This window comes from Pseudomonas sp. TWR1-1-3, from assembly GCF_049896805.1.
GTDB classification, from domain to species: Bacteria; Pseudomonadota; Gammaproteobacteria; order Pseudomonadales; family Pseudomonadaceae; genus Aquipseudomonas; species Aquipseudomonas bubulae.
On record NZ_JAFCUZ010000002.1, the window covers coordinates 546,985 to 566,169 of the forward strand.

General features: G+C 59.3%; 18 protein-coding genes. 17 read left to right on the top strand and 1 reads right to left on the bottom strand.

All coding sequences use genetic code 11. The features are described 5' to 3' along the window. Window positions 1-80 precede the first annotated feature (80 nt). The 11 genes from glpD to ACP7BE_RS10090 all read left to right on the top strand — a co-directional run bounded on the left by glpD (window position 81) and on the right by ACP7BE_RS10090 (window position 10,864). Complete coding sequence (gene glpD, locus ACP7BE_RS10040) at window positions 81-1,619, top strand: glycerol-3-phosphate dehydrogenase (RefSeq protein ID WP_150629285.1); 1,539 nt, start codon at window positions 81-83, stop codon at window positions 1,617-1,619. Between the two features lie 329 nt (window positions 1,620-1,948). Beyond that, on the top strand, window positions 1,949-2,878 hold the full coding sequence (locus ACP7BE_RS10045; RefSeq protein ID WP_095001409.1) for a glutamate/aspartate ABC transporter substrate-binding protein: 930 nt from the start codon (window positions 1,949-1,951) through the stop codon (window positions 2,876-2,878). A gap of 202 nt (window positions 2,879-3,080) precedes the next feature. Continuing rightward, window positions 3,081-3,827: an amino acid ABC transporter permease gene (locus ACP7BE_RS10050; RefSeq protein WP_016779683.1), complete on the top strand. Its 747-nt coding sequence runs from the start codon at window positions 3,081-3,083 to the stop codon at window positions 3,825-3,827. Further along, complete coding sequence (locus tag ACP7BE_RS10055) at window positions 3,827-4,501, top strand: amino acid ABC transporter permease (RefSeq protein ID WP_019823564.1); 675 nt, start codon at window positions 3,827-3,829, stop codon at window positions 4,499-4,501. Before ACP7BE_RS10050 ends, ACP7BE_RS10055 begins: the two co-directional genes overlap by 1 nt. After that, window positions 4,498-5,232 carry an amino acid ABC transporter ATP-binding protein gene (locus ACP7BE_RS10060; protein ID WP_016779681.1) on the top strand — a complete coding sequence of 245 codons (735 nt, stop codon included), beginning with the start codon at window positions 4,498-4,500 and terminating at the stop codon, window positions 5,230-5,232. The genes ACP7BE_RS10055 and ACP7BE_RS10060 overlap by 4 nt, the downstream gene beginning before the upstream one ends. Window positions 5,233-5,400: 168 nt before the next feature. After that, complete coding sequence (locus ACP7BE_RS10065) at window positions 5,401-7,305, top strand: sensor histidine kinase (protein ID WP_095001410.1); 1,905 nt, start codon at window positions 5,401-5,403, stop codon at window positions 7,303-7,305. Continuing rightward, the gene (locus tag ACP7BE_RS10070; RefSeq protein ID WP_095001411.1) at window positions 7,302-8,627 is read left to right on the top strand and encodes a sigma-54-dependent transcriptional regulator; all 1,326 of its coding nucleotides are present in this window, start codon (window positions 7,302-7,304) and stop codon (window positions 8,625-8,627) included. Before ACP7BE_RS10065 ends, ACP7BE_RS10070 begins: the two co-directional genes overlap by 4 nt. 8 nt (window positions 8,628-8,635) lie before the next feature. Beyond that, window positions 8,636-8,962 (top strand): GlpM family protein, encoded by a 327-nt coding sequence (locus ACP7BE_RS10075; RefSeq protein WP_169844883.1) that lies wholly within the window; start codon window positions 8,636-8,638, stop codon window positions 8,960-8,962. Window positions 8,963-9,141: 179 nt separating this feature from the next. Beyond that, on the top strand, window positions 9,142-10,068 hold the full coding sequence (locus ACP7BE_RS10080) for an arginase (protein WP_426105713.1): 927 nt from the start codon (window positions 9,142-9,144) through the stop codon (window positions 10,066-10,068). After that, window positions 10,059-10,433: an EamA family transporter gene (locus ACP7BE_RS10085; RefSeq protein ID WP_095001413.1), complete on the top strand. Its 375-nt coding sequence runs from the start codon at window positions 10,059-10,061 to the stop codon at window positions 10,431-10,433. Before ACP7BE_RS10080 ends, ACP7BE_RS10085 begins: the two co-directional genes overlap by 10 nt. A gap of 11 nt (window positions 10,434-10,444) precedes the next feature. Next, the gene (locus tag ACP7BE_RS10090; RefSeq protein ID WP_095038558.1) at window positions 10,445-10,864 is read left to right on the top strand and encodes a transporter; all 420 of its coding nucleotides are present in this window, start codon (window positions 10,445-10,447) and stop codon (window positions 10,862-10,864) included. Window positions 10,865-10,926: 62 nt separating this feature from the next. On the opposite strand, the gene ACP7BE_RS10095 is transcribed toward ACP7BE_RS10090, so the two are convergent. Beyond that, window positions 10,927-11,691 (bottom strand): MipA/OmpV family protein, encoded by a 765-nt coding sequence (locus tag ACP7BE_RS10095; protein ID WP_095001415.1) that lies wholly within the window; start codon window positions 11,689-11,691, stop codon window positions 10,927-10,929. 228 nt (window positions 11,692-11,919) lie between these two features. Between ACP7BE_RS10095 and ACP7BE_RS10100 the strand changes: the two genes are divergently transcribed. Genes ACP7BE_RS10100 through ACP7BE_RS10125 form a run of 6 tightly spaced genes read left to right on the top strand, consistent with a single transcriptional unit; the run spans window position 11,920 to window position 19,153 of the window. Continuing rightward, a complete protein-coding gene (locus ACP7BE_RS10100; RefSeq protein ID WP_095031948.1) occupies window positions 11,920-12,615 on the top strand; it encodes an MtnX-like HAD-IB family phosphatase in 696 nt (231 codons plus the stop codon). After that, on the top strand, window positions 12,608-14,002 hold the full coding sequence (locus ACP7BE_RS10105; RefSeq protein WP_426105716.1) for an aspartate aminotransferase family protein: 1,395 nt from the start codon (window positions 12,608-12,610) through the stop codon (window positions 14,000-14,002). Before ACP7BE_RS10100 ends, ACP7BE_RS10105 begins: the two co-directional genes overlap by 8 nt. Then, entirely contained in the window at window positions 13,999-14,865 is an 867-nt protein-coding gene (locus tag ACP7BE_RS10110) for an alpha/beta hydrolase (protein ID WP_095001418.1), read from the top strand. The genes ACP7BE_RS10105 and ACP7BE_RS10110 overlap by 4 nt, the downstream gene beginning before the upstream one ends. A 15-nt stretch (window positions 14,866-14,880) precedes the next feature. After that, entirely contained in the window at window positions 14,881-16,005 is a 1,125-nt protein-coding gene (locus ACP7BE_RS10115) for a GNAT family N-acetyltransferase (RefSeq protein ID WP_095019470.1), read from the top strand. Beyond that, window positions 16,005-17,765: a sensor histidine kinase gene (locus ACP7BE_RS10120; protein WP_095001420.1), complete on the top strand. Its 1,761-nt coding sequence runs from the start codon at window positions 16,005-16,007 to the stop codon at window positions 17,763-17,765. Before ACP7BE_RS10115 ends, ACP7BE_RS10120 begins: the two co-directional genes overlap by 1 nt. After that, a complete protein-coding gene (locus ACP7BE_RS10125; protein WP_338660614.1) occupies window positions 17,762-19,153 on the top strand; it encodes a sigma-54-dependent transcriptional regulator in 1,392 nt (463 codons plus the stop codon). The genes ACP7BE_RS10120 and ACP7BE_RS10125 overlap by 4 nt, the downstream gene beginning before the upstream one ends. The last annotated feature ends 32 nt before the right edge of the window (window positions 19,154-19,185 follow it).

The window sequence follows — 19,185 nt, forward strand, 5'->3', positions numbered from 1 at the left end:
GCGCCTTTATCCGCTAATATTTTCGCAAATGAACATTAATGTTCGAATTCAAATATGCGTAAAGAACGCGAGGCCAACCCATGCCCCTGACCACCTTGCCTGCCACTCCCCTCGCTGAGGTTTACGACATCGCCGTTATTGGTGGTGGAATCAATGGTGTCGGGATTGCGGCAGATGCAGCCGGGCGCGGCCTCTCGGTGTTCCTTTGCGAAAAGGACGATCTTGCCAGCCACACGTCCTCTGCCAGCAGCAAGCTGATCCACGGTGGCCTGCGCTACCTCGAACATTACGAGTTCCGCCTGGTGCGCGAAGCGCTGGCCGAACGCGAAGTGCTGCTGGCCAAAGCCCCGCATATCGTTAAACCGATGCGTTTCGTATTGCCGCACCGACCGCACCTGCGCCCGGCGTGGATGATCCGTGCCGGCCTGTTCCTGTATGACCATTTGGGCAAGCGTGAAAAACTGGCTGGTTCAACCAGCCTCAAGTTCGGTGCCAACAGCCCCCTTAAAGCAGAAATCACCAAAGGCTTTGAATACTCCGATTGCTGGGTCGACGACGCGCGCCTGGTAGTGCTCAACGCCATGGCCGCGCGGGAAAAAGGCGCCCATGTTCACACCCAGACCCGTTGCGTCGGTGCGCGCCGTAACAAGGGCTTGTGGGAGTTGAACCTGGAACGTGCAGATGGCAGCCTGTTTTCGATCCGCAGCAAGGCCCTGGTCAATGCCGCCGGCCCCTGGGTCGCCAAATTCATCAAGGACGACCTCAAGCTGGACTCGCCTTACGGCATCCGCCTGATCCAGGGTAGCCACCTGATTGTGCCCAAGCTGTATGACGCGCCAAATGCCTTCATCCTGCAGAACGAAGACCAGCGGATTGTGTTCACCATTCCGTACATGGACCAGTTCACCATCATCGGCACCACTGACCGCGAATACACCGGCGATCCGGCCAAGGTCAGCATTACCGAAGAAGAAACCGACTACCTGCTTAATGTGGTTAACGCCCACTTCAAGCAGCAAGTAAGCCGCAGCGACATTCTGCGCACCTACTCCGGCGTGCGCCCGCTGTGCAATGACGAGTCCGACAACCCTTCTGCCGTGACCCGCGACTACACCCTGGCATTGTCTGGCGCAGCGGGCGAGGCCCCGCTTCTATCGGTATTTGGCGGCAAACTGACCACCTATCGCAAGCTGGCCGAATCGGCCATGGCACAGCTGACACCCTACTTCACCCAGATCAAGCCGAGCTGGACCGCCAGCGCGACATTACCCGGCGGCGAAGGCATGACCACGCCAAAAGCCCTGAGCGAGGCCCTGGTCAGCAAATACAGCTGGCTGGATGCCGCAATTGCCAAGCGCTGGGCAATCACCTATGGCAACCGCTCCTGGAGCTTGCTCGAAGGTGCACAAGGCCTGAGCGACATGGGCGAGCATATCGGCAGCGGCCTTTACAGCCGTGAGGTTGATTACCTGTGCAACCAGGAATGGGCACTGGAGGCACAGGACATCCTGTGGCGCCGCACCAAGCTTGGGTTGTTCACCACGGCCGAGGAACAGGCCCACCTGAGCCAGTACATGACCACCCTTGGCCTGAAACACCGCAAGGTTCAGGCCGCTTAATTCGCGTTTAGATGGCCCGTGGGAGCGAGTCAGCTTGCACGGGCCTTCGCTCCTCCCCCCCCGCACTGCCTGCCTTTCATTCGGTTTTCCGAACGCACTCCCCCCCAATGATTCGGCTTTCCGGGCATCTGCATGCCACCGAAGTCCCGACATAAAACTTTAAATCGTTATAAATCAGCAGGTTAGACTTTAATGCCAGGGCTGGCACGACTCATGCTCTACACTCTAAGCCGAATGCTTAAACAGAGCGTTTAGCCTGTTGAGACGTTCTGAGTAAAAAAGGGCCTGCAAACGGGCTCAATAAAAAAAACAATGTCGAGGAAACATCGATGCGCATCGTTCCGCAACTTTTGGGCGCAGCAATTGCTGCAGCTCTGATTAGCACTCCAGTTTTTGCAGCCGAATTGACCGGCACACTGAAGAAAATCAAAGAATCCGGCACCATCACCCTTGGGCATCGTGACTCCTCCATTCCGTTCTCCTACATCGCGGACGCTTCCGGCAAACCGGTTGGCTACTCCCATGATGTGCAACTGGCTATCGTTGAAGGGCTGAAAAAACAGCTCGACATGCCGGACCTGAAGGTCAAGTACAACCTCGTTACCTCCCAGACCCGTATCCCGCTGGTGCAGAACGGCACCGTTGACGTTGAGTGTGGTTCCACCACCAACAACGTTGAACGCCAACAGCAAGTCGACTTCTCGGTCGGCATCTTCGAAATCGGTACGCGCCTGCTGTCCAAAAAGGACTCGCCTTACAAGGACTTCGCTGACCTGAAAGGCAAAAACGTCGTGACCACTGCTGGTACCACCTCCGAGCGCATCCTCAAGGCGATGAACGCCGACAAGCAGATGGGCATGAACGTGATCTCGGCAAAAGACCACGGCGAAGCCTTCAACATGCTGGAGTCGGGCCGTGCTGTTGCTTTCATGATGGACGACGCCCTGCTGGCCGGTGAAATGGCCAAAGCCAAGAAGCCTACAGACTGGGCCGTGACCGGCACTCCACAGTCTTACGAAATCTACGGCTGCATGCTGCGTAAAGGCGATCCGGAATTCAAAAAGGCCGTGGATGACGCCATCGTTGCCTACTACAAGTCGGGCAAGATCAACGACACCTACAAAACCTGGTTCGAGTCGCCAATTCCACCAAAAGGCCTGAACCTGATGTTCCCGATGAGCGATGAGCTCAAAGCGTTGATTGCCACCCCTACCGACAAGGCAGCAGACGACAAACCGGCTGAAGAAAAGAAATCCTGATTTCAGCCGGCTGAAACCCCCGGGCGCAAGCCATTGCGCCCGGGGGTGTCGACCACCTTTGGACTAAGCTTCTTATTGCATTAGAGAGCACTCGACCCGCCGGTTATCGAGCGGGCTAAGTGTGCCCGGCGACCCTGCCGGGTGAGAACGGATTCCCTGAAGCAAGTGCTTGTTTATAGACCCATCTGAGGGGAGACCCTGCATGAATTACAATTGGGACTGGAGCGTGTTCTTCAAGTCCACCGGCGTAGGCAGCGAGACATATCTCGACTGGTTTATTTCCGGCCTGGGCTGGACCATCGCTATCGCTGTTGTCGCCTGGATTGTCGCGCTGATCCTGGGTTCGCTGCTGGGCGTGATGCGCACCCTGCCGAACCGCTTTATCGCGGGCATTGCCACGGTATACGTAGAAATCTTCCGTAACGTTCCGCTGCTGGTGCAGCTGTTTATCTGGTACTTCCTGGTGCCCGATCTGCTGCCGCCCAACCTGCAGGAATGGTACAAGCAGGACCTCAACCCGACCACTTCGGCTTATCTGAGCGTTGTCGTGTGCCTGGGCCTGTTTACCGCCGCACGTGTTTGCGAACAGGTACGTACCGGTATCGAAGCCCTGCCACGGGGCCAGGAAGCAGCGGCTCGCGCCATGGGTTTCAGCATGGCGCAGATCTACTGGAACGTGCTGCTGCCACAGGCCTACCGGATCATCATTCCACCGCTCACCTCCGAATTCCTCAACGTGTTCAAGAACTCGTCCGTGGCCTCGCTGATCGGTTTGATGGAACTGCTGGCACAAACCAAACAGACGGCCGAGTTTTCCGCCAACCTGTTTGAAGCCTTCACCCTGGCCACGTTGATCTACTTCACCCTGAACATGAGCCTGATGCTGTTGATGCGCCTGATCGAGAAAAAAGTAGCCGTACCCGGTCTCATGTCTCTGGGGGGCAAATAATGGACTTCTTCGATTTCAGCGGGATTGTCCCCGCCCTGCCGGGCCTGTGGAACGGCATGATCATGACCCTCAAGCTGATGGTCATGGGCGTTGTCGGTGGTGTGGCCCTGGGCACCGTGCTGGCCCTGATGCGTTTATCGTCAAGCAAGTGGATGGCCAACCTGGCCGGCGCTTACGTGAACTACTTCCGCTCCATCCCGCTACTGCTGGTGATTACCTGGTTCTACCTGGCGGTGCCGTTCGTGCTGCGCTGGATCACCGGCAAGGACACCCCGATCGGGGCGTTCGAGTCGTGCCTGGTAGCCTTCGTCATGTTCGAAGCAGCCTACTTCTGCGAAATCGTGCGAGCAGGCGTGCAGGCCATCCCCAAGGGGCAAATGGGTGCAGCCAAGGCCCTGGGCATGAGCTACGGCCAGGCCATGCGCCTGATCATCCTGCCCCAGGCCTTTCGTAAAATGACCCCGCTGCTGCTGCAACAGAGCATTATCCTGTTCCAGGACACCTCTCTGGTCTACACGGTTGGCCTGGTGGATTTCCTCAATGCCTCGCGTTCCAGTGGCGACATCATCGGCCGCTCCAATGAGTTCCTGATCTTCGCCGGTCTGGTGTATTTCATCATCAGCTTTTCCGCCTCGCTGCTGGTCAAGCGTCTGCAAAAAAGGTTTGCCGTATGATCTCGATCAAGAACATCAACAAGTGGTACGGGGACTTCCAGGTACTGACCGATTGCAGTACTGAAGTCAAAAAAGGCGAAGTGGTCGTTGTCTGTGGCCCGTCGGGCTCGGGCAAGTCGACCCTGATCAAGTGCGTCAACGCCCTTGAACCGTTCCAGAAAGGTGACATCGTGGTTGACGGCACCTCCATTGCCGACCCGAAGACCAACCTGCCGAAGCTGCGTTCGCGGGTTGGCATGGTGTTCCAGCACTTCGAACTGTTCCCGCACATGACCATCACCGAAAACCTGACCATTGCCCAGGTCAAGGTATTGGGCCGCAGCAAGGCTGAAGCCACCAAAAAAGGCCTTGAGCTTCTGGAACGCGTCGGCCTGTCGGCCCATGCCCACAAGCACCCCGGCCAGCTTTCCGGCGGGCAACAACAACGTGTGGCGATTGCCCGCGCCCTGGCCATGGACCCGATCGTCATGCTGTTTGATGAACCGACCTCGGCCCTTGACCCGGAAATGGTCAACGAAGTGCTCGATGTCATGGTGCAGTTGGCCAACGAAGGCATGACCATGATGTGCGTGACCCACGAAATGGGTTTTGCCCGCAAGGTCGCCAACCGGGTGATCTTTATGGATCAGGGCAAAATCGTCGAAGACTGTGAGAAAGAAGAGTTTTTCGGTGATGTATCGGCCCGCTCCGAGCGTGCCCAGCACTTCCTCGCCAAGATCCTGCAGCACTAAACACCCGTTCAGCTCCCACCGGCTTGGGTGGGAGCTGGCTTGCTCGCGATGGCAGCGATCCTGGTTAACTGATGAACCGCGCCGCTCCCATCGCGAGCAAGCCCGCTCCCACAGTGGATCTACGTGAACGGTCAACCACTGCGCAGTGGTTGACCCAAGGCATCTGTGATGAAATGCGACCCCACTCTTTATCGCGGTGCTCCGCCCTCACTTGCCGTGAAACCTCGCCTGCTCCGTCATTTCCTGCTGCCTCTGCTGATCATCCTGTTGACGATCGGCCTGGGCTACGCGGGCTATCGCATCAGTGAACACTTCGGTATTCGTACCCTGAGCGAAACCGGCGAACGCCAACTGGAACTGCATGCCCGTACCGTTGAAAGTGAGCTGGGCAAATACACTTACCTGCCCAGCCTGCTGGAGCTGGAATCCAGCGTTTCGCGATTGCTCGCCGACCCCTCCGTGCAGAACCGGGTCACCGTCAATCAATACCTCGAAGGCCTGAACCGCCGCAGCCGCAGCCGGGCCATCTATGTGCTCGACACCACCGGCCGCGTGATGGCTACCAGCAACTGGCGGGATACCGACAGTTATCTGGGCGAGGACCTGTCATTTCGCGCCTATTTTCAGGATGCCGTACGCGGCCAGCCCGGCCGCTTCTACGGCATTGGCAGTACCTCGGGTGAACCCGGCTACTACCTCGCCCACGGCCTGGAAGAGCAGGGCAAGATCATTGGCGTGGCCGTGATCAAAGTCCGCCTCGAAGCCCTTGAGGAGCGCTGGCAACGCGCCCGTCTCGAAGCCTACGTCAGCGACGAGAACGGCATTATCATCCTGTCCAGCGACCCTACCCGGCGGCTCAAGTCCATCCACCCGCTCAGTGCCGACACCAAGGAGCGCCTGGCCCGCAGCCTGCAGTACTACTGGTGGCCGCTCAACGAGCTGGAACCGCTGGAGCGGGAAAACCTCGCCGAAGGCGTAGAAAAAGTCACCTTCGCCAGCAGTAACGATGTGGTGACCGACCACCAGGAAGTCAGCTACCTGGCGCAAACCCGCAGGCTTAACGACACCCCCTGGGACATCACCCTGCTCACGCCATTGCAAGACCTGCGCCGTGAAGCGGCGAACCAGGGAATGCTGGTGGCGGTGGCATTTGCCTTGCTGGCCTTTTTGCTGATTGCCTGGAATGAGCGACGCAAAGTGATAGCCACCCGACTGGCTGCACGGGAAGCCCTGCAAGAGGCCAACAACCAGCTGGAGCGCAAGATCACCGAGCGCACCACCCACCTGCGGGCCAGCAACGAACGGCTCAAAGGGCAGATACGCGAGCGGCGCCAGGCCGAAGACACCCTGCGCCGTGCCCAGGATGAACTGGTACAGGCGGGCAAGCTGGCGGCCATCGGGCAGATGTCCACCAGCATCGCCCATGAACTGAACCAGCCGCTGGCGGCCTTGCGCACGCTGTCGGGCAATACCGTGCGCTTTCTTGAACGCGGTGATCTCAAGGTCGCCGCGGACAACCTCGGCACCATCAACAATCTGGTCGACCGAATGGGCCGCATCACCGCCAACCTGCGCTCCTTCGCCCGCCGCGGTGACGATCATGGCCAGGCCTGCCTGGGCAAGGCCGTTGACGCCGCCCTGCAACTGCTCGCCAGCCGCATGGAAGAATCAGGGGTGCAACTGCATCGAGACTTCACGGAGGTGGCGCTCAAGATTGATCAAACCCGACTTGAGCAAATTCTGGTCAACCTGATTGGCAATGCCCTGGACGCCATGCAAGGTCAGGCGACACAACCGCAACTGTGGCTGACGGGCGAGCCCAACGACGCCAAATACCGTCTGTGCGTGCGCGATAACGGTCCCGGGATCGAGCCAGAAGCACGCAAACATCTCTTTGAACCCTTCTTCACCACCAAACCCGGCGAACAGGGTCTAGGCCTTGGCCTGACCCTGTCGGCCAGCCTGGCCGCTGCTGCCGGCGGCAGCCTCAGTGTCGAGTTCCCGGTCACCGGTGGTGTCGCATTTGTCCTTCTTTTGCCGCTGGTACAACCTGCTAAGGCCGACACGCCATGAATAACGACCTGACGGTCCTGATTGTTGAAGACGATCCCCATGTTCTGCTCGGCTGCCAGCAGGCGCTGGCGCTCGAAGATATTCGCAGCGAAGGCGTCAGCAGTGCCGAACAGGCGCTGGCGCTGGTAGGCGACAACTTCCCGGGTATCGTCATCAGTGATATCCGCCTGCCCGGAATGGATGGTCTTGAACTGCTCAAGCACCTCAAGGCCCGCGACCGCACCCTGCCGGTGGTATTGATTACCGGGCATGGCGATATTTCCATGGCCGTGGGCGCCATGCGTGACGGTGCCTATGACTTTATGGAGAAACCCTTCTCCCCCGAACGCCTGGTTGATGTGGCCCGTCGTGCGCTGGAGCAGCGCAGCCTGGCGCGGGAAGTCTGGTCGCTGCGCCGCCAGCTTGCCGAGCGTGATTCACTTGAAGGACGCATCATCGGCCGCTCGCCGGCCATGCAGCAGTTGCGCGAACTGATAGCCAACGTCGCCGATACTTCAGCCAACGTGCTGATTGAAGGTGAAACCGGTACCGGCAAGGAGCTGGTCGCCCGCTGCCTGCACGACTTCAGCCGCCGCCAGCCCCAGCAGTTTGTCGCCCTCAATTGTGGTGGACTGCCGGAAAACCTGTTTGAAAGCGAAATTTTCGGCCACGAAGCCAACGCCTTTACCGGGGCAGGCAAACGCCGTATCGGCAAAATCGAACACGCCCATGGCGGCACGCTGTTTCTCGACGAAGTGGAAAGCATGCCGCTCAACCTGCAGATCAAACTGCTGCGGGTTTTGCAGGAGCGCACTCTGGAGCGCCTGGGCTCCAACCAGAGCATCGATGTGGACTGCCGGGTTATCGCGGCGACCAAATCCGACCTCGACCAACTGAGCAAGGCCAGCCAGTTTCGCAGCGACCTGTACTACCGCCTGAACGTGGTCACACTTGAGCTGCCTCCTTTGCGCGAACGCCGCGAAGACATCCTGCAATTGTTTGAATACTTCCTGCAGCAATCATCACTGCGTTTCGACCGTGCGGCCCCGGAGCTGGATAACCAGACCCTGTCCAGCCTGATGAGCCATGACTGGCCGGGCAATGTGCGGGAACTGCGCAACGTGGCCGAACGTTTTGCCCTGGGCCTTCCGGCGTTCAAAAAGCCGGGGAGCAATGCAGCACAGGGGCTGGGGTTTTCCGAGGCGGTGGAAGCGTTCGAACGCAACCTGCTCAACGATGCCCTGCAACGCAGCGGCGGCAACCTGACCCAGGCCAGCCAGGAACTGGGCATGGCCAAGACCACCCTCTTTGATAAAGTCAAAAAATACGGGCTCGCGCACTGATGGATCTGATTCTCAAAGCTGCACTGGGCGCTGGAGTGGTGATCATTCTGGCCATGCTGGCCAAAACCAAAAACTACTACATCGCAGGGCTTGTGCCGCTGTTTCCGACCTTTGCCCTTATCGCCCACTACATCGTCGGCAAAGGCCGCTCGGTGGACGACCTGAAAACCACCATTGTGTTCGGCATGTGGTCGATCATTCCTTACTTCGTGTACCTCGCTGCCCTGTACGTGCTGGTCGATCGCATGCGCCTTGAAGCCTCGCTGGCGCTGGCCGCCGTAGCCTGGCTGATGGCCGCGACCGTGCTGGTCAGCGTTTGGGTACGCCTGCACTGAAACGATGGGAGCGGGCTTGCTCGCAATACACATGACGCGGTTTGCCAGATAAACAGCAGTGACAACCTCGCTGGCAACCCCGGCCCCCACAGGCCAAGTCGTTTGGCCCGCCCCTTGCATTTACCCCTTAAAGCCCGCCCTGCCTGGATCGGCGGCGATGACATGGGGTAAATCACACTTTGAATATTCTCGATCTTGATCACAGCCTGACCTCACAAGCACCGATTAAGCAACGTCTGACCGACGGTCGTGCCACACGCCTGGACTTGCTGGAACTGGGGCCGCAACTGCGTCTGTGGTCCACCGAACGCAATTACCGGCGCTTCGCTGAACGCCTGCAACAACGGCCGAAACGCTCCACGCAGCGGCCAGAAATCTTTTTTATAGGCTCCGGCGACTATCACCACCTGACTCCGGCCTTGCTCGCGGACTTGCCCGAACCGATCACCCTGATCCACTTCGACAACCATCCTGACTGGGTACGCTTTGCCCCCCGCCGCCATTGCGGTTCGTGGGTCAACCGCGCCTTGAAGCTGCCGAACATCAAACGCATCGTCACCCTCGGCCCCTGCAGTGACGACCTGCAAAACCCGCAGTTCAAGGGCGCAAATCTCGGGGCCCTGTGCCGTGGCGATTTGCAACTATTCCCCTGGCAGCATGCCCCCACCAAGGTCTGGGGCCGAATCGGCGACGGCGCAGGGCACGAGCAGCACGAGAACCTGTTGCACTGGCGCAACCTGGCCGACCAGGACTGGCCGGCCTTTCTCCAGGAGCTGATCCTCAGCCTGCCCACCGAAGCGATCTGGATTACCGTGGACAAAGACGTGCTTGCCAGCGAAGACGCCGCCACCAACTGGGATCAGGGTGGTATGCGCCTGACCCACTTGCTTCACGCCCTTCGTGCCCTGGCCACCAGCAAGCGGGTATTGGGTATTGATGTTTGCGGTGAGTTTGCCAGGGCTGCGCACCGCAATGTGCTCAAACGCTGGGAGGCCCGATCGGACCAGCCAGCACCTGGGCGCTGGAGTGAAAGCGATCTGCTGCGCAACTCAACCACCAATGAAGCGCTGATCCATTTATTCGAGGAGCTGTTCCCATGTCCTTGATCGTAATTGCGCTGGTGGCGTTTTCCATTGTGCTCGATGTTATCGGCCAGCTGTGTTTCAAAATCGGCCTGGACCGCTTGCCGGAACTGGAGGGTGGTTTTCGCCTGAATGCCTTCTGGGGTCAGGTATTTAGTGCACCGATGCTGTGGGCTGGGGTCGGTGCTTACGTGATTGAGTTCTTCGTCTGGCTGGAGGCCCTGTCCAGGGCACCCTTGAGCTTGCTATTCCCGGCCGCTGCGCTGGCGTATTGCGGTGTGGTATTCGCCGGCAAGGTGTTCCTGGGCGAACACGTCAGCCGTCGGCGCTGGATGGGCACCCTGGTTATTACCCTTGGAGTGATGCTGGTCTGCATCACCGCAGCTTGAGGAGTTGAGCAATGGCAAACACTGACGGGTTAAAAATCCCGGATAACGGCTGGCTGCACGGGCGTTTGGGCACGATTGTGCTGTGGGCCTTGTTGATTGCCCTCGAGAGCGCAGGGCAAATAGCCACCAAAATCGGTGGCGATCAATTGGGACAGATGGACTTCACCCTGCAGTGGCTCCAGGCCGTGCTGCTCAACCCGGGAGTATGGGTGGCCATTGCCTGTTATTTCGGCGCGTTTTTTGTCTGGATGCTGATATTGCGCCGCAGCAGCCTGTCGCTGGCGTTTCCCCTGAGTTCACTGGTATTTGTCGGGGTGCTGATGGGCTCCTGGCTGGGCCTTGGCGAGCAAATCAGCGCACTGCACTGGGCAGGCGTGGCGGTGATTGTCGGCGGGATTGCGCTGCTGGCCGATGGTGAACCGGAACATTGAGTCACTGCCTGCTTTCCCTTAGCCCAACCCTCTCTTTCCGGGAGAGGGTTGGGAGGGCCGCTTCAGAATTTGTAACTGACCGCCGTCTGCACCGCGCCCTGATTCACATTGCCCTGCTCGCGTACGATGCTGCTGTCCGCCGCCGCCCTCAGCAGGCGTGTCCAGCTGGCACTGGTCACCAGCGACCAGTTCGCGGTCAGCGGAAACTCGAAATTCTGGGTCAAGGTAACATTCTGGAGGCCGCCACTGGCCTTGTACGCGGAAATCCCTGACGCCTGCGCCTCGCTGTCACTTACGCCAAAAAAGGTCGACATCTGCCGACCATCAGCAAAGTGCACCGCCAACTGGCTGCTGCCGATAATCCCCAGCCCCAGCGGGTAACCCAACTCGCCCCCGACCTGACCCAGCACCCCGCCTTGACCGCCTGCACCACCCACCGCCTGCCCGAGCTGTGCGTAGACACGCCAGAAGTCAGCCGGGCTGTACTGCACAAAGCCGCCGAACATGGCCATGTCTGAAACATCGCGCAGGCCCCGCAGCGAACCGTTGGCATTGCGTCCCGACACATAGTTGAGCACGGGCCCTGCGCTCCAGCCGTCGGCCTTGAAAGCACTCCAGGTCAGGCCGTCATCGGTATTGAGGCTGACATCGCCCCAGTCCACATCAAAATACGGCAATGGCACTGTCTGGTAGCGGCTGGCGCTTGGATCATACGGCTGATAGCCAATCCCCATGCCCACTTCCCCACTGGGGCCGTCTGCGGCATGGGCAGCCGCGCTGACGCCCAACAAAGTGAGCAGCAAAAAAGCACAGACCGGAGTTTTCATCACGAGGGTTCCATAGAGGTTCTATGCGCGCATCAATCCCTTTTTAGCGCGGCCTGCGCAAGCACTCATGTTGTTTGTAGCAAGCTACAAAAATTGTAGTTCCAAACCCGAAAGTCACCGTCAAATCCGCGCAAACCCCCAGCCCACGGGGCTTTCAATAGTTGGCACAGTCAATGCTATGTCCTCTGGCAAGCGCAAAAAGCGCGCCTTTTCGACAGGACAATGCAGATGATGCAATGGCATATCGTGTGTGATTTCGACGGGACCATTACCCGTACCGACGTCATCGACAACATTCTTCAACGTTTCGCCGACCCCAGCTGGGAAGCGATCGAAGACCAATGGTTGCAGGGTGACATCGGTTCGCGTGAATGCCTGAGCCGCCAGCTGTCGCTGGTCAAAGCCACGCCTGCCGAGCTGCTGGCCTATTTCGACAGCGTTGAGATTGACCCTGACTTCCCCGACTTCGTCGACCACGTCATCGGTCTTGGCGCCTCCATCGAGGTCGTCAGTGACGGCATCGAACAAGCCATCGCCCGCATTCTGGCCCGTAACTACGTAAGCCTGTTGCCGATCCTGGCCAACCGCCTGCGTCAGGTCGACCAGAACAGCTGGCGCATCGACTTCCCTTATTCCAGCGACGCCTGCCGTGCCGCCTCGGGCAACTGCAAGTGCAAATCCGCCCCCGACGGCAAACGCGTGCTGGTGATTGGCGATGGCCGCTCCGACATGTGCGTGGCCTCTGGCGCCGATTTCGTCTTTGCCAGGGACAGCCTGGCCGACCACTGCGAGCGCAACGGTATCCCGTACGCACGATTTGACTCCTTTGCCGAACTCCCGGCCCTGCTCGCCAAACTGCCGAGCCATGCCGCCAACGCGCCCCACTATTCTCGTGAACAGCAGGAACTCTTCAATCATGTCTGATATTCGAATCGCTACCCCTGAAGACCAGATTCTTCTGGAAAAAGAAGCCAAGTACTGCTCGTACGGCGACACCGTTCACTACATCGAACCACCGCGCATTTTTAGCCGCTGCGAAGGCTCCTACGTGTGGGACACCGAAGACCAGGCCTACCTCGACCTGCAAATGTGGTACTCGGCAGTCAACTTCGGTTATTCCAACCCGCGCCTGAACAACGCCCTCAAGCAACAGATCGACACCCTGCCGCAGATCGCCAGCCAGTATCTGCACAAGGGCAAGATCGAGCTGTCGGAGCGCATTGCAGTCGACGCTAAAAACAAGTTCGGCCTCGACGGTCGTGTGCACTTCAACGTCGGCGGCTCGCAATCCATCGAAGACTCGCTGAAGGTGGTGCGTAACGCCAGCAACGGCAAAAGCCTGATGTTCGCCTTCGAGGGCGGTTACCACGGCCGCACCCTGGGCGCCTCATCGATCACCTCGAGCTACCGCTACCGTCGCCGTTACGGCCACTTTGGCGAACGCGCCAACTTCATCCCGTTCCCGTACCACTTCCGCGGGCCAAAAGGCATGACCAAGGAAGAGCACGGCAGCCACTGCGTGCAACAGTTCGCCCGTCTTTTCGAGACCGAATACAACGGCGTGTGGGACCCGAAAGTCGGCCAGAGCGAATATGCCGCGTTCTACGTCGAGCCGATCCAGGGCACCGGCGGCTATGTGATCCCGCCGATGAACTTCTACAGCGAGCTCAAGCACGTACTGGATCAGCACGGCATTCTCATGGTGGTTGACGAAATCCAGATGGGCTTTTGGCGCACTGGCAAGCTGTGGTCGATCGAACACTTCGACGTCAAACCCGACGTCATCGTGTTCGGCAAGGCACTGACCAACGGCCTCAACCCGCTGGGCGGCATCTGGGCCCGTGAAGAGCTGATCAACCCCAAGGTATTCCCGCCGGGCTCGACCCACTCCACCTTCGCCTCCAACCCGCTGGGTACTGCGGTGGGCCTGGAAATGTTCAAGATGACCAGCGAAGTCGACTATGGCGCGATGGTCATGGCCAAGGGCAAGTACTTCCTCGACGGCCTGCAAGATCTGCAAAAACGCTACCCGATCATCGGTGACGTCGACGGCCTGGGCCTGGCCCTGCGCTGCGAAATCTGCGGCCCGGACGGTTTTACCCCGGACAAGGCCACTCTCGACTTCATGGTTGAGGAAGGCATGAAGGGGGATATCGAAATCGACGGCAAACGTCTGGGTCTGATTCTCGACGTGGGCGGCTACTACAAGAACGTTATCACCCTGGCGCCGTCGCTGGAAATCAGCTACGCCGAAATCGACCTGGGCATCGCCCTGCTCGATCGCCTGCTGGCTCGGGCCATGAAACGGTGAACGGGGCAGAGATCGATCTGGGCGAAGGCAACACCGGTTTCGTTCTCGGCACGGGTGAGGTCGGGGTCTTGTTGATCCACGGCCTTACCGGCACCCCGACGGAGTTGCGTCGGGTTGCCCAGGGGCTGGCAAAAGACGGGACGTGCACGGTGTACGTCCCCACCCTGGCCGGGCACTGCGGTGACAACAGCGACCTGCAGGCCACCGGCTGGCTGGACTGGTATGAAGGCGTGCGCAAGACCTTTGCCGGGATCCGCCAGCGCCACCAGCAGGTGTTCGTCGGCGGGCTGTCGATGGGTGCGGTAATGTCGATGTACCTGGCCTCCGAACACCCGGGCCAGGTCGCCGGGCTGTTGATGTACTCCACGACCTTGCGCTATGACGGCTGGAGCATCAACAAGCTGGCCTTTATGACCCCGCTGCTGATGAAGATCCCCTTTGGTGTGCACCTGTGCAGCTTTGAGGAAAAGCCGCCCTACGGTATTAAAAACCAGCGCCTGAGGGCCATTGTCGAGCGCCAGATGAAAGCCGGCGAAAGCAGCAATGCCGGGTTGTTGACGATGGAAGGGATCACCGTGCGTGAACTGCACCGGATGAATGCCGTGGTGAAAAAACGCATGCCTTCGATCACCACCAAAGCCCTGGTGCTGCACTCCATTGAAGACGATATCACCAGCCGCTGGAACGCCGATTACGTCGAACGCCATCTGGGCGGGCCGGTGACCAAGGTGCTGCTCGACAACTGCTATCACATGATCACCGTCGACCTGCAATACCGCCGCGTGATCGAACTGAGTGACGCCTTTATCAAGAAAAACAGCCGCACGGCACCGGTCCCTGTCGAGTACCTCAAGCAGGCCTGAGCCCAAGGACGCCCCATGATTACAGCCCAAGTCTTTTCATCCATTCAGGCAATCGACCGTGAAGCCTGGAATGACTGTTTTCCAGATGCCCTGGAGGATTGGGATTACATTATGGCCGTCGAAAAAGCCGGGATTGAAGGCTTTGCATGGCGTTACCTGACGCTGTTCGAAGGTTCCACCCTGATTGCCGCAGCGACTGCGTTCACCACGTGCTATCGCCTCGACACCACGGTCCAGGGCATCGGCAAACGCTTTACCGAAAAACTCAATCGCGCACTCCCGGGGTTGGTGCAGCTAAAGCTTTACGCCATCGGCTCACCGGTGACCGAACAATGCAGTGCGGGAACGGCCAGTCATGTACAGGCGGCGCAGCGCCCTGCCCTGCTCGCCCGGTTGCTGACCCTGGCCCAGACCGATGCAGCCCGCCTGGGTATCGGCCTGATTGCCGTCAAGGACGTCCCCAGCCATGACGCTGACTGGGCGCACAGTTGCAAGGCGGCGGACTTTCAGGCCATGCCCGGCTTGCCCAGCGCGACGCTGCCCGTGCCCTTTGGGTCAGTGGACGGCTACCTTGGCTCGCTGGGCAAGTCCACCCGCAAAGACATGCGCCGCAAACTGCGTACGCCTGGCCCACGGGTGGAATGGCGCAACGCAATTGACGACGTCTTGCCTGAAATCATGCGCCTGTACGAGGCCAGCCTGGCGCGCAGTGATCTGCAACTGGAGCGCTTACCAGCGACCTATTTCACCGGTATCCTCCAACAACTCGGCGACCGGGCAGTGTGCGTTTTGTACTGGCTCGACGATCAACTGGTGGCGTTCAATCTGGTGTTGATTGACGAACACCGTCTGATCGACAAGTTTTTTGGTCACGACCTTGAGCTCACCCGTGACTACAATCTGTACTTCAGGAGTTGGCTGGTGAATGTCGATTACTGCATACGTCACAATATTGCCCTGTACGAATGCGGTCAGGCCGGCTACGCGAGCAAGATTCGTCTGGGCTGCACCTTTCAAAGCAATACGCTGTTTTTCCGGCATCGCAACTGGCTGATCAATAACGCACTCAAACTGGTCAAACTGTTCATTCGCCCTGACCGCCACGACCCGGCACTGGCGGCTGCGATAAGCGAGTACTAATGCCCACCACGCCCAAAACACCGCGCCAGCCACAACCCTTCAAAGTGTCGCGCTGGACCGTACAGCGCAAACTGGTGCTGGCGTTCTGGCTGGTCAGCGTGATCCCGACCATGATTGCTGCCGAACTGGCAGCGACCACCCTGTCGCAGATTTTCGACAGTAACGTACGGGTCTGGCTGCAGGAGTCGACCAAAATCGTCAAGGACGAGATCAGCGAAATCCTCGCGGACAACGCCCGCGCCGCCAAGCTGCTTCTCCAACACGCCCACCCGCCGTCCTCCAGCAAGGCCATCCGCCATGACCGGCTGACTGCCGATATCGCCGAAGCCATGGGCATAGACGTGGTCGCGCTGATCCGTGACAGCGACCACAAAGTGATTTTCAGTACCGCCAGCGACACCATTGTCGACCAGATCAGCCTGAGCCCCAACGCTGTACTGCAAACTATCAATGTCGGCGGTGTGCCAACCGGCACCGTAGTCTCGACCTTTGCCACCAGCCAGGATGGAGTGAACTATCAGCTGCTGGTGGCTACCTATATGGACAGCAGCTTTCTGACCAGCGTGGCCGACGTGCACTCCCTCGACTTGCGTTTGTACCTGTCCAATACGGCAGGCTTTGCCGAGATATTCTCCAGCCAGCGTTTCGAAGACCGCCAGCTGATGGTGCCCGGCGCCATCGAACAAACCCTGCGGGAAACCCGTCAGCCCAGCGAACAATTCACCAGCCGCTACAGCGGCTTGTACTGGCCCATCCTTAACGACACCGGTGAGCTGCAAGGGGTGATCTACAGTGGCCTGCTGCGCCATAGCAGCCTGGTGGGGCTGGTCAACCAGAGCAACCTGTTCGCGTTGATCTTCCTGGTCGGCTCGGTACTGTCGCTGACCGTCGGCTGGCTGGTTTCCGAACGCCTTACCCGGCCGTTGCGCGACCTCTCCGAAGGGGTACGCGCCGTCACTGCCGGGGACTACAACCAACGCGTGGCGGTGTCGGGCAACGACGAACTGGCCGAGCTGAGCAGCACCTTCAACCATATGACCGCACGACTGGGCGAGCTGCATCATCTCGAAGCCCAATTGCGTCGCCGCGACCGCCTGCATGCCCTGGGCGAGGTGGCTATGGGCCTGGCCCACGAAATCCGCAATCCGCTGGGCATTATCAAAACCGCGACCCAACTGTTGCACCGCCGGGCCGATCTGGGTGAAACCGACAAGCGCCATCTGGAGTACGTGGTCAGCGAGGTGACCCGCATCAACGACCTGATCACCGAGTTTCTCGAATTCGCCAAGCCCAGCGCCCCCGTGCGTGCGCCGCAGCTGGCGCGGCCTCTGGTCGAAGACATTCTGGGTTTCTGCAAACCGGAGCTGGAAAGCCACACTATTGATGCCCACATCGACGATCAGGCGCCCGGTGCGACCCTGTACGCCGATGCCGGACAACTCAAACAGGCGTGCCTGAACCTGATCATCAACGCCATCGACGCCATGCCTGAGGGCGGATGCCTGACCGTACGCATTTCCCGCGAAGAGGACTACACAGTAATAGGCATTGCTGATACCGGAGAAGGAATCGCACCCGATATGCTTGAGCGTATTTTCACGCCCTTTGTGACGACCAAAGCCTCAGGCACGGGGCTGGGCCTGGCCAAAGTGTTCTCCATCATGGACAGCCACGACGGACGCATAGAATGCATCAGCGAGAAAGACGTCGGTGCCACCTTCAACCTGTACATTCCGGCCCACGGAGGGGATGAAACATGAGTCATAACGTGCTGGTGGTCGACGATGAGCCCAAACTCTGCGACTTGCTCAGCTCGGCACTGAGCCAGAACCGGATTCAGGTCTTCACTGCCAGCAACGGCCTGCAGGCACTTGAAGTTCTGGAGCAGGAAGATATCGACCTGGTGATCAGCGACTGGCGCATGCCCGGCATGGACGGCCCGCAGTTACTGGCCGAGATCAAACAGCGTTACCCGAACCTGCCAGTGATTGTAATGACCGCCTACAGCACGGTAAAAAACGCCGTACAGTCCATACGTAACGGCGCCTACGATTACATCGCCAAGCCCTTTGATATCGACGAGCTGGATATTACGGTCAGCAAAGCCCTGCAGTTTCGCGACATTTTGCGCGACAACGCGCGCATGCGCGCCGAGCTGGACGAGCACCAGCACATCGACAGCCTGATTGGCGACAGCCCAAGCTTTCGCCGGGTGCTGCAGGCCATCGACTCGGTACGCGAGAGCAACGCCACGATCCTGCTGACTGGCGAAAGCGGTACCGGCAAAGAGATGGTCGCCCGCGCCATCCACAAACACGGCAGCCGCGCCGACAAACCCTTTGTCGCGGTCAACTGTGCGGCGATTCCTGAGGGGCTGCTTGAAAGCGAGATGTTCGGCCACCGCAAAGGCGCGTTTACCGGCGCCGTAGCAGACAGGGTCGGGCGCTTTATGCAGGCCGACAAGGGCACCCTGTTTCTCGATGAAGTGGGCGATATGCCCCTGGCCTTGCAGGCAAAAATCCTGCGGGCGCTGCAAGAACGGGTGATCGAGCCAGTGGGGGATCCGCGAGAGCGCAAGGTGGATGTGCGGGTCATCGCCGCGACCAACAAAAACCTGCTGCAAGCCGTAGCCAACAAGGAGTTTCGCGAAGACTTGTATTACCGCCTGAACGTCTTCCCGATTCCGCTGCCCGCGTTGCGCGAACGCGTTGAAGACATCGCCTCGCTGGCGCGGCACTTTGCCCATAACCTGGGTGCTACCGCAGGCAAACGCATCACCGGTTTCAGCCCCAGCGCCTTGCAGGCGATGGCCCAGTACAGTTGGCCGGGCAATATTCGCGAACTGCAAAACTGCGTGGAGCGCGCCACCATTGTGGCCAATAGCAGCACTATCCAGGACAGTGACCTGCCGCCCTACCTGTTCAGTGCCCAACCCGGCCAGAGCAGTGCCTTGCTTGCCCCCGGACCAAGCGTGCCCCCCGACCTGGAAGCCGCCTTGGCCGAAGTCGAAAAAGCCTACATTCTAAGTGCCCTGCAACAGGCCAATGGCGTACAGGCTGCGGCGGCGCAGTTAATCGGCATATCCGAGCGCAGTTTCTGGTACCGCCTGAAAAAGCTGGATATTCATGTCGATAAAATTGTCAGGTAACACCTCAAAGCCCCTCACCCGGAGGGAGAGGG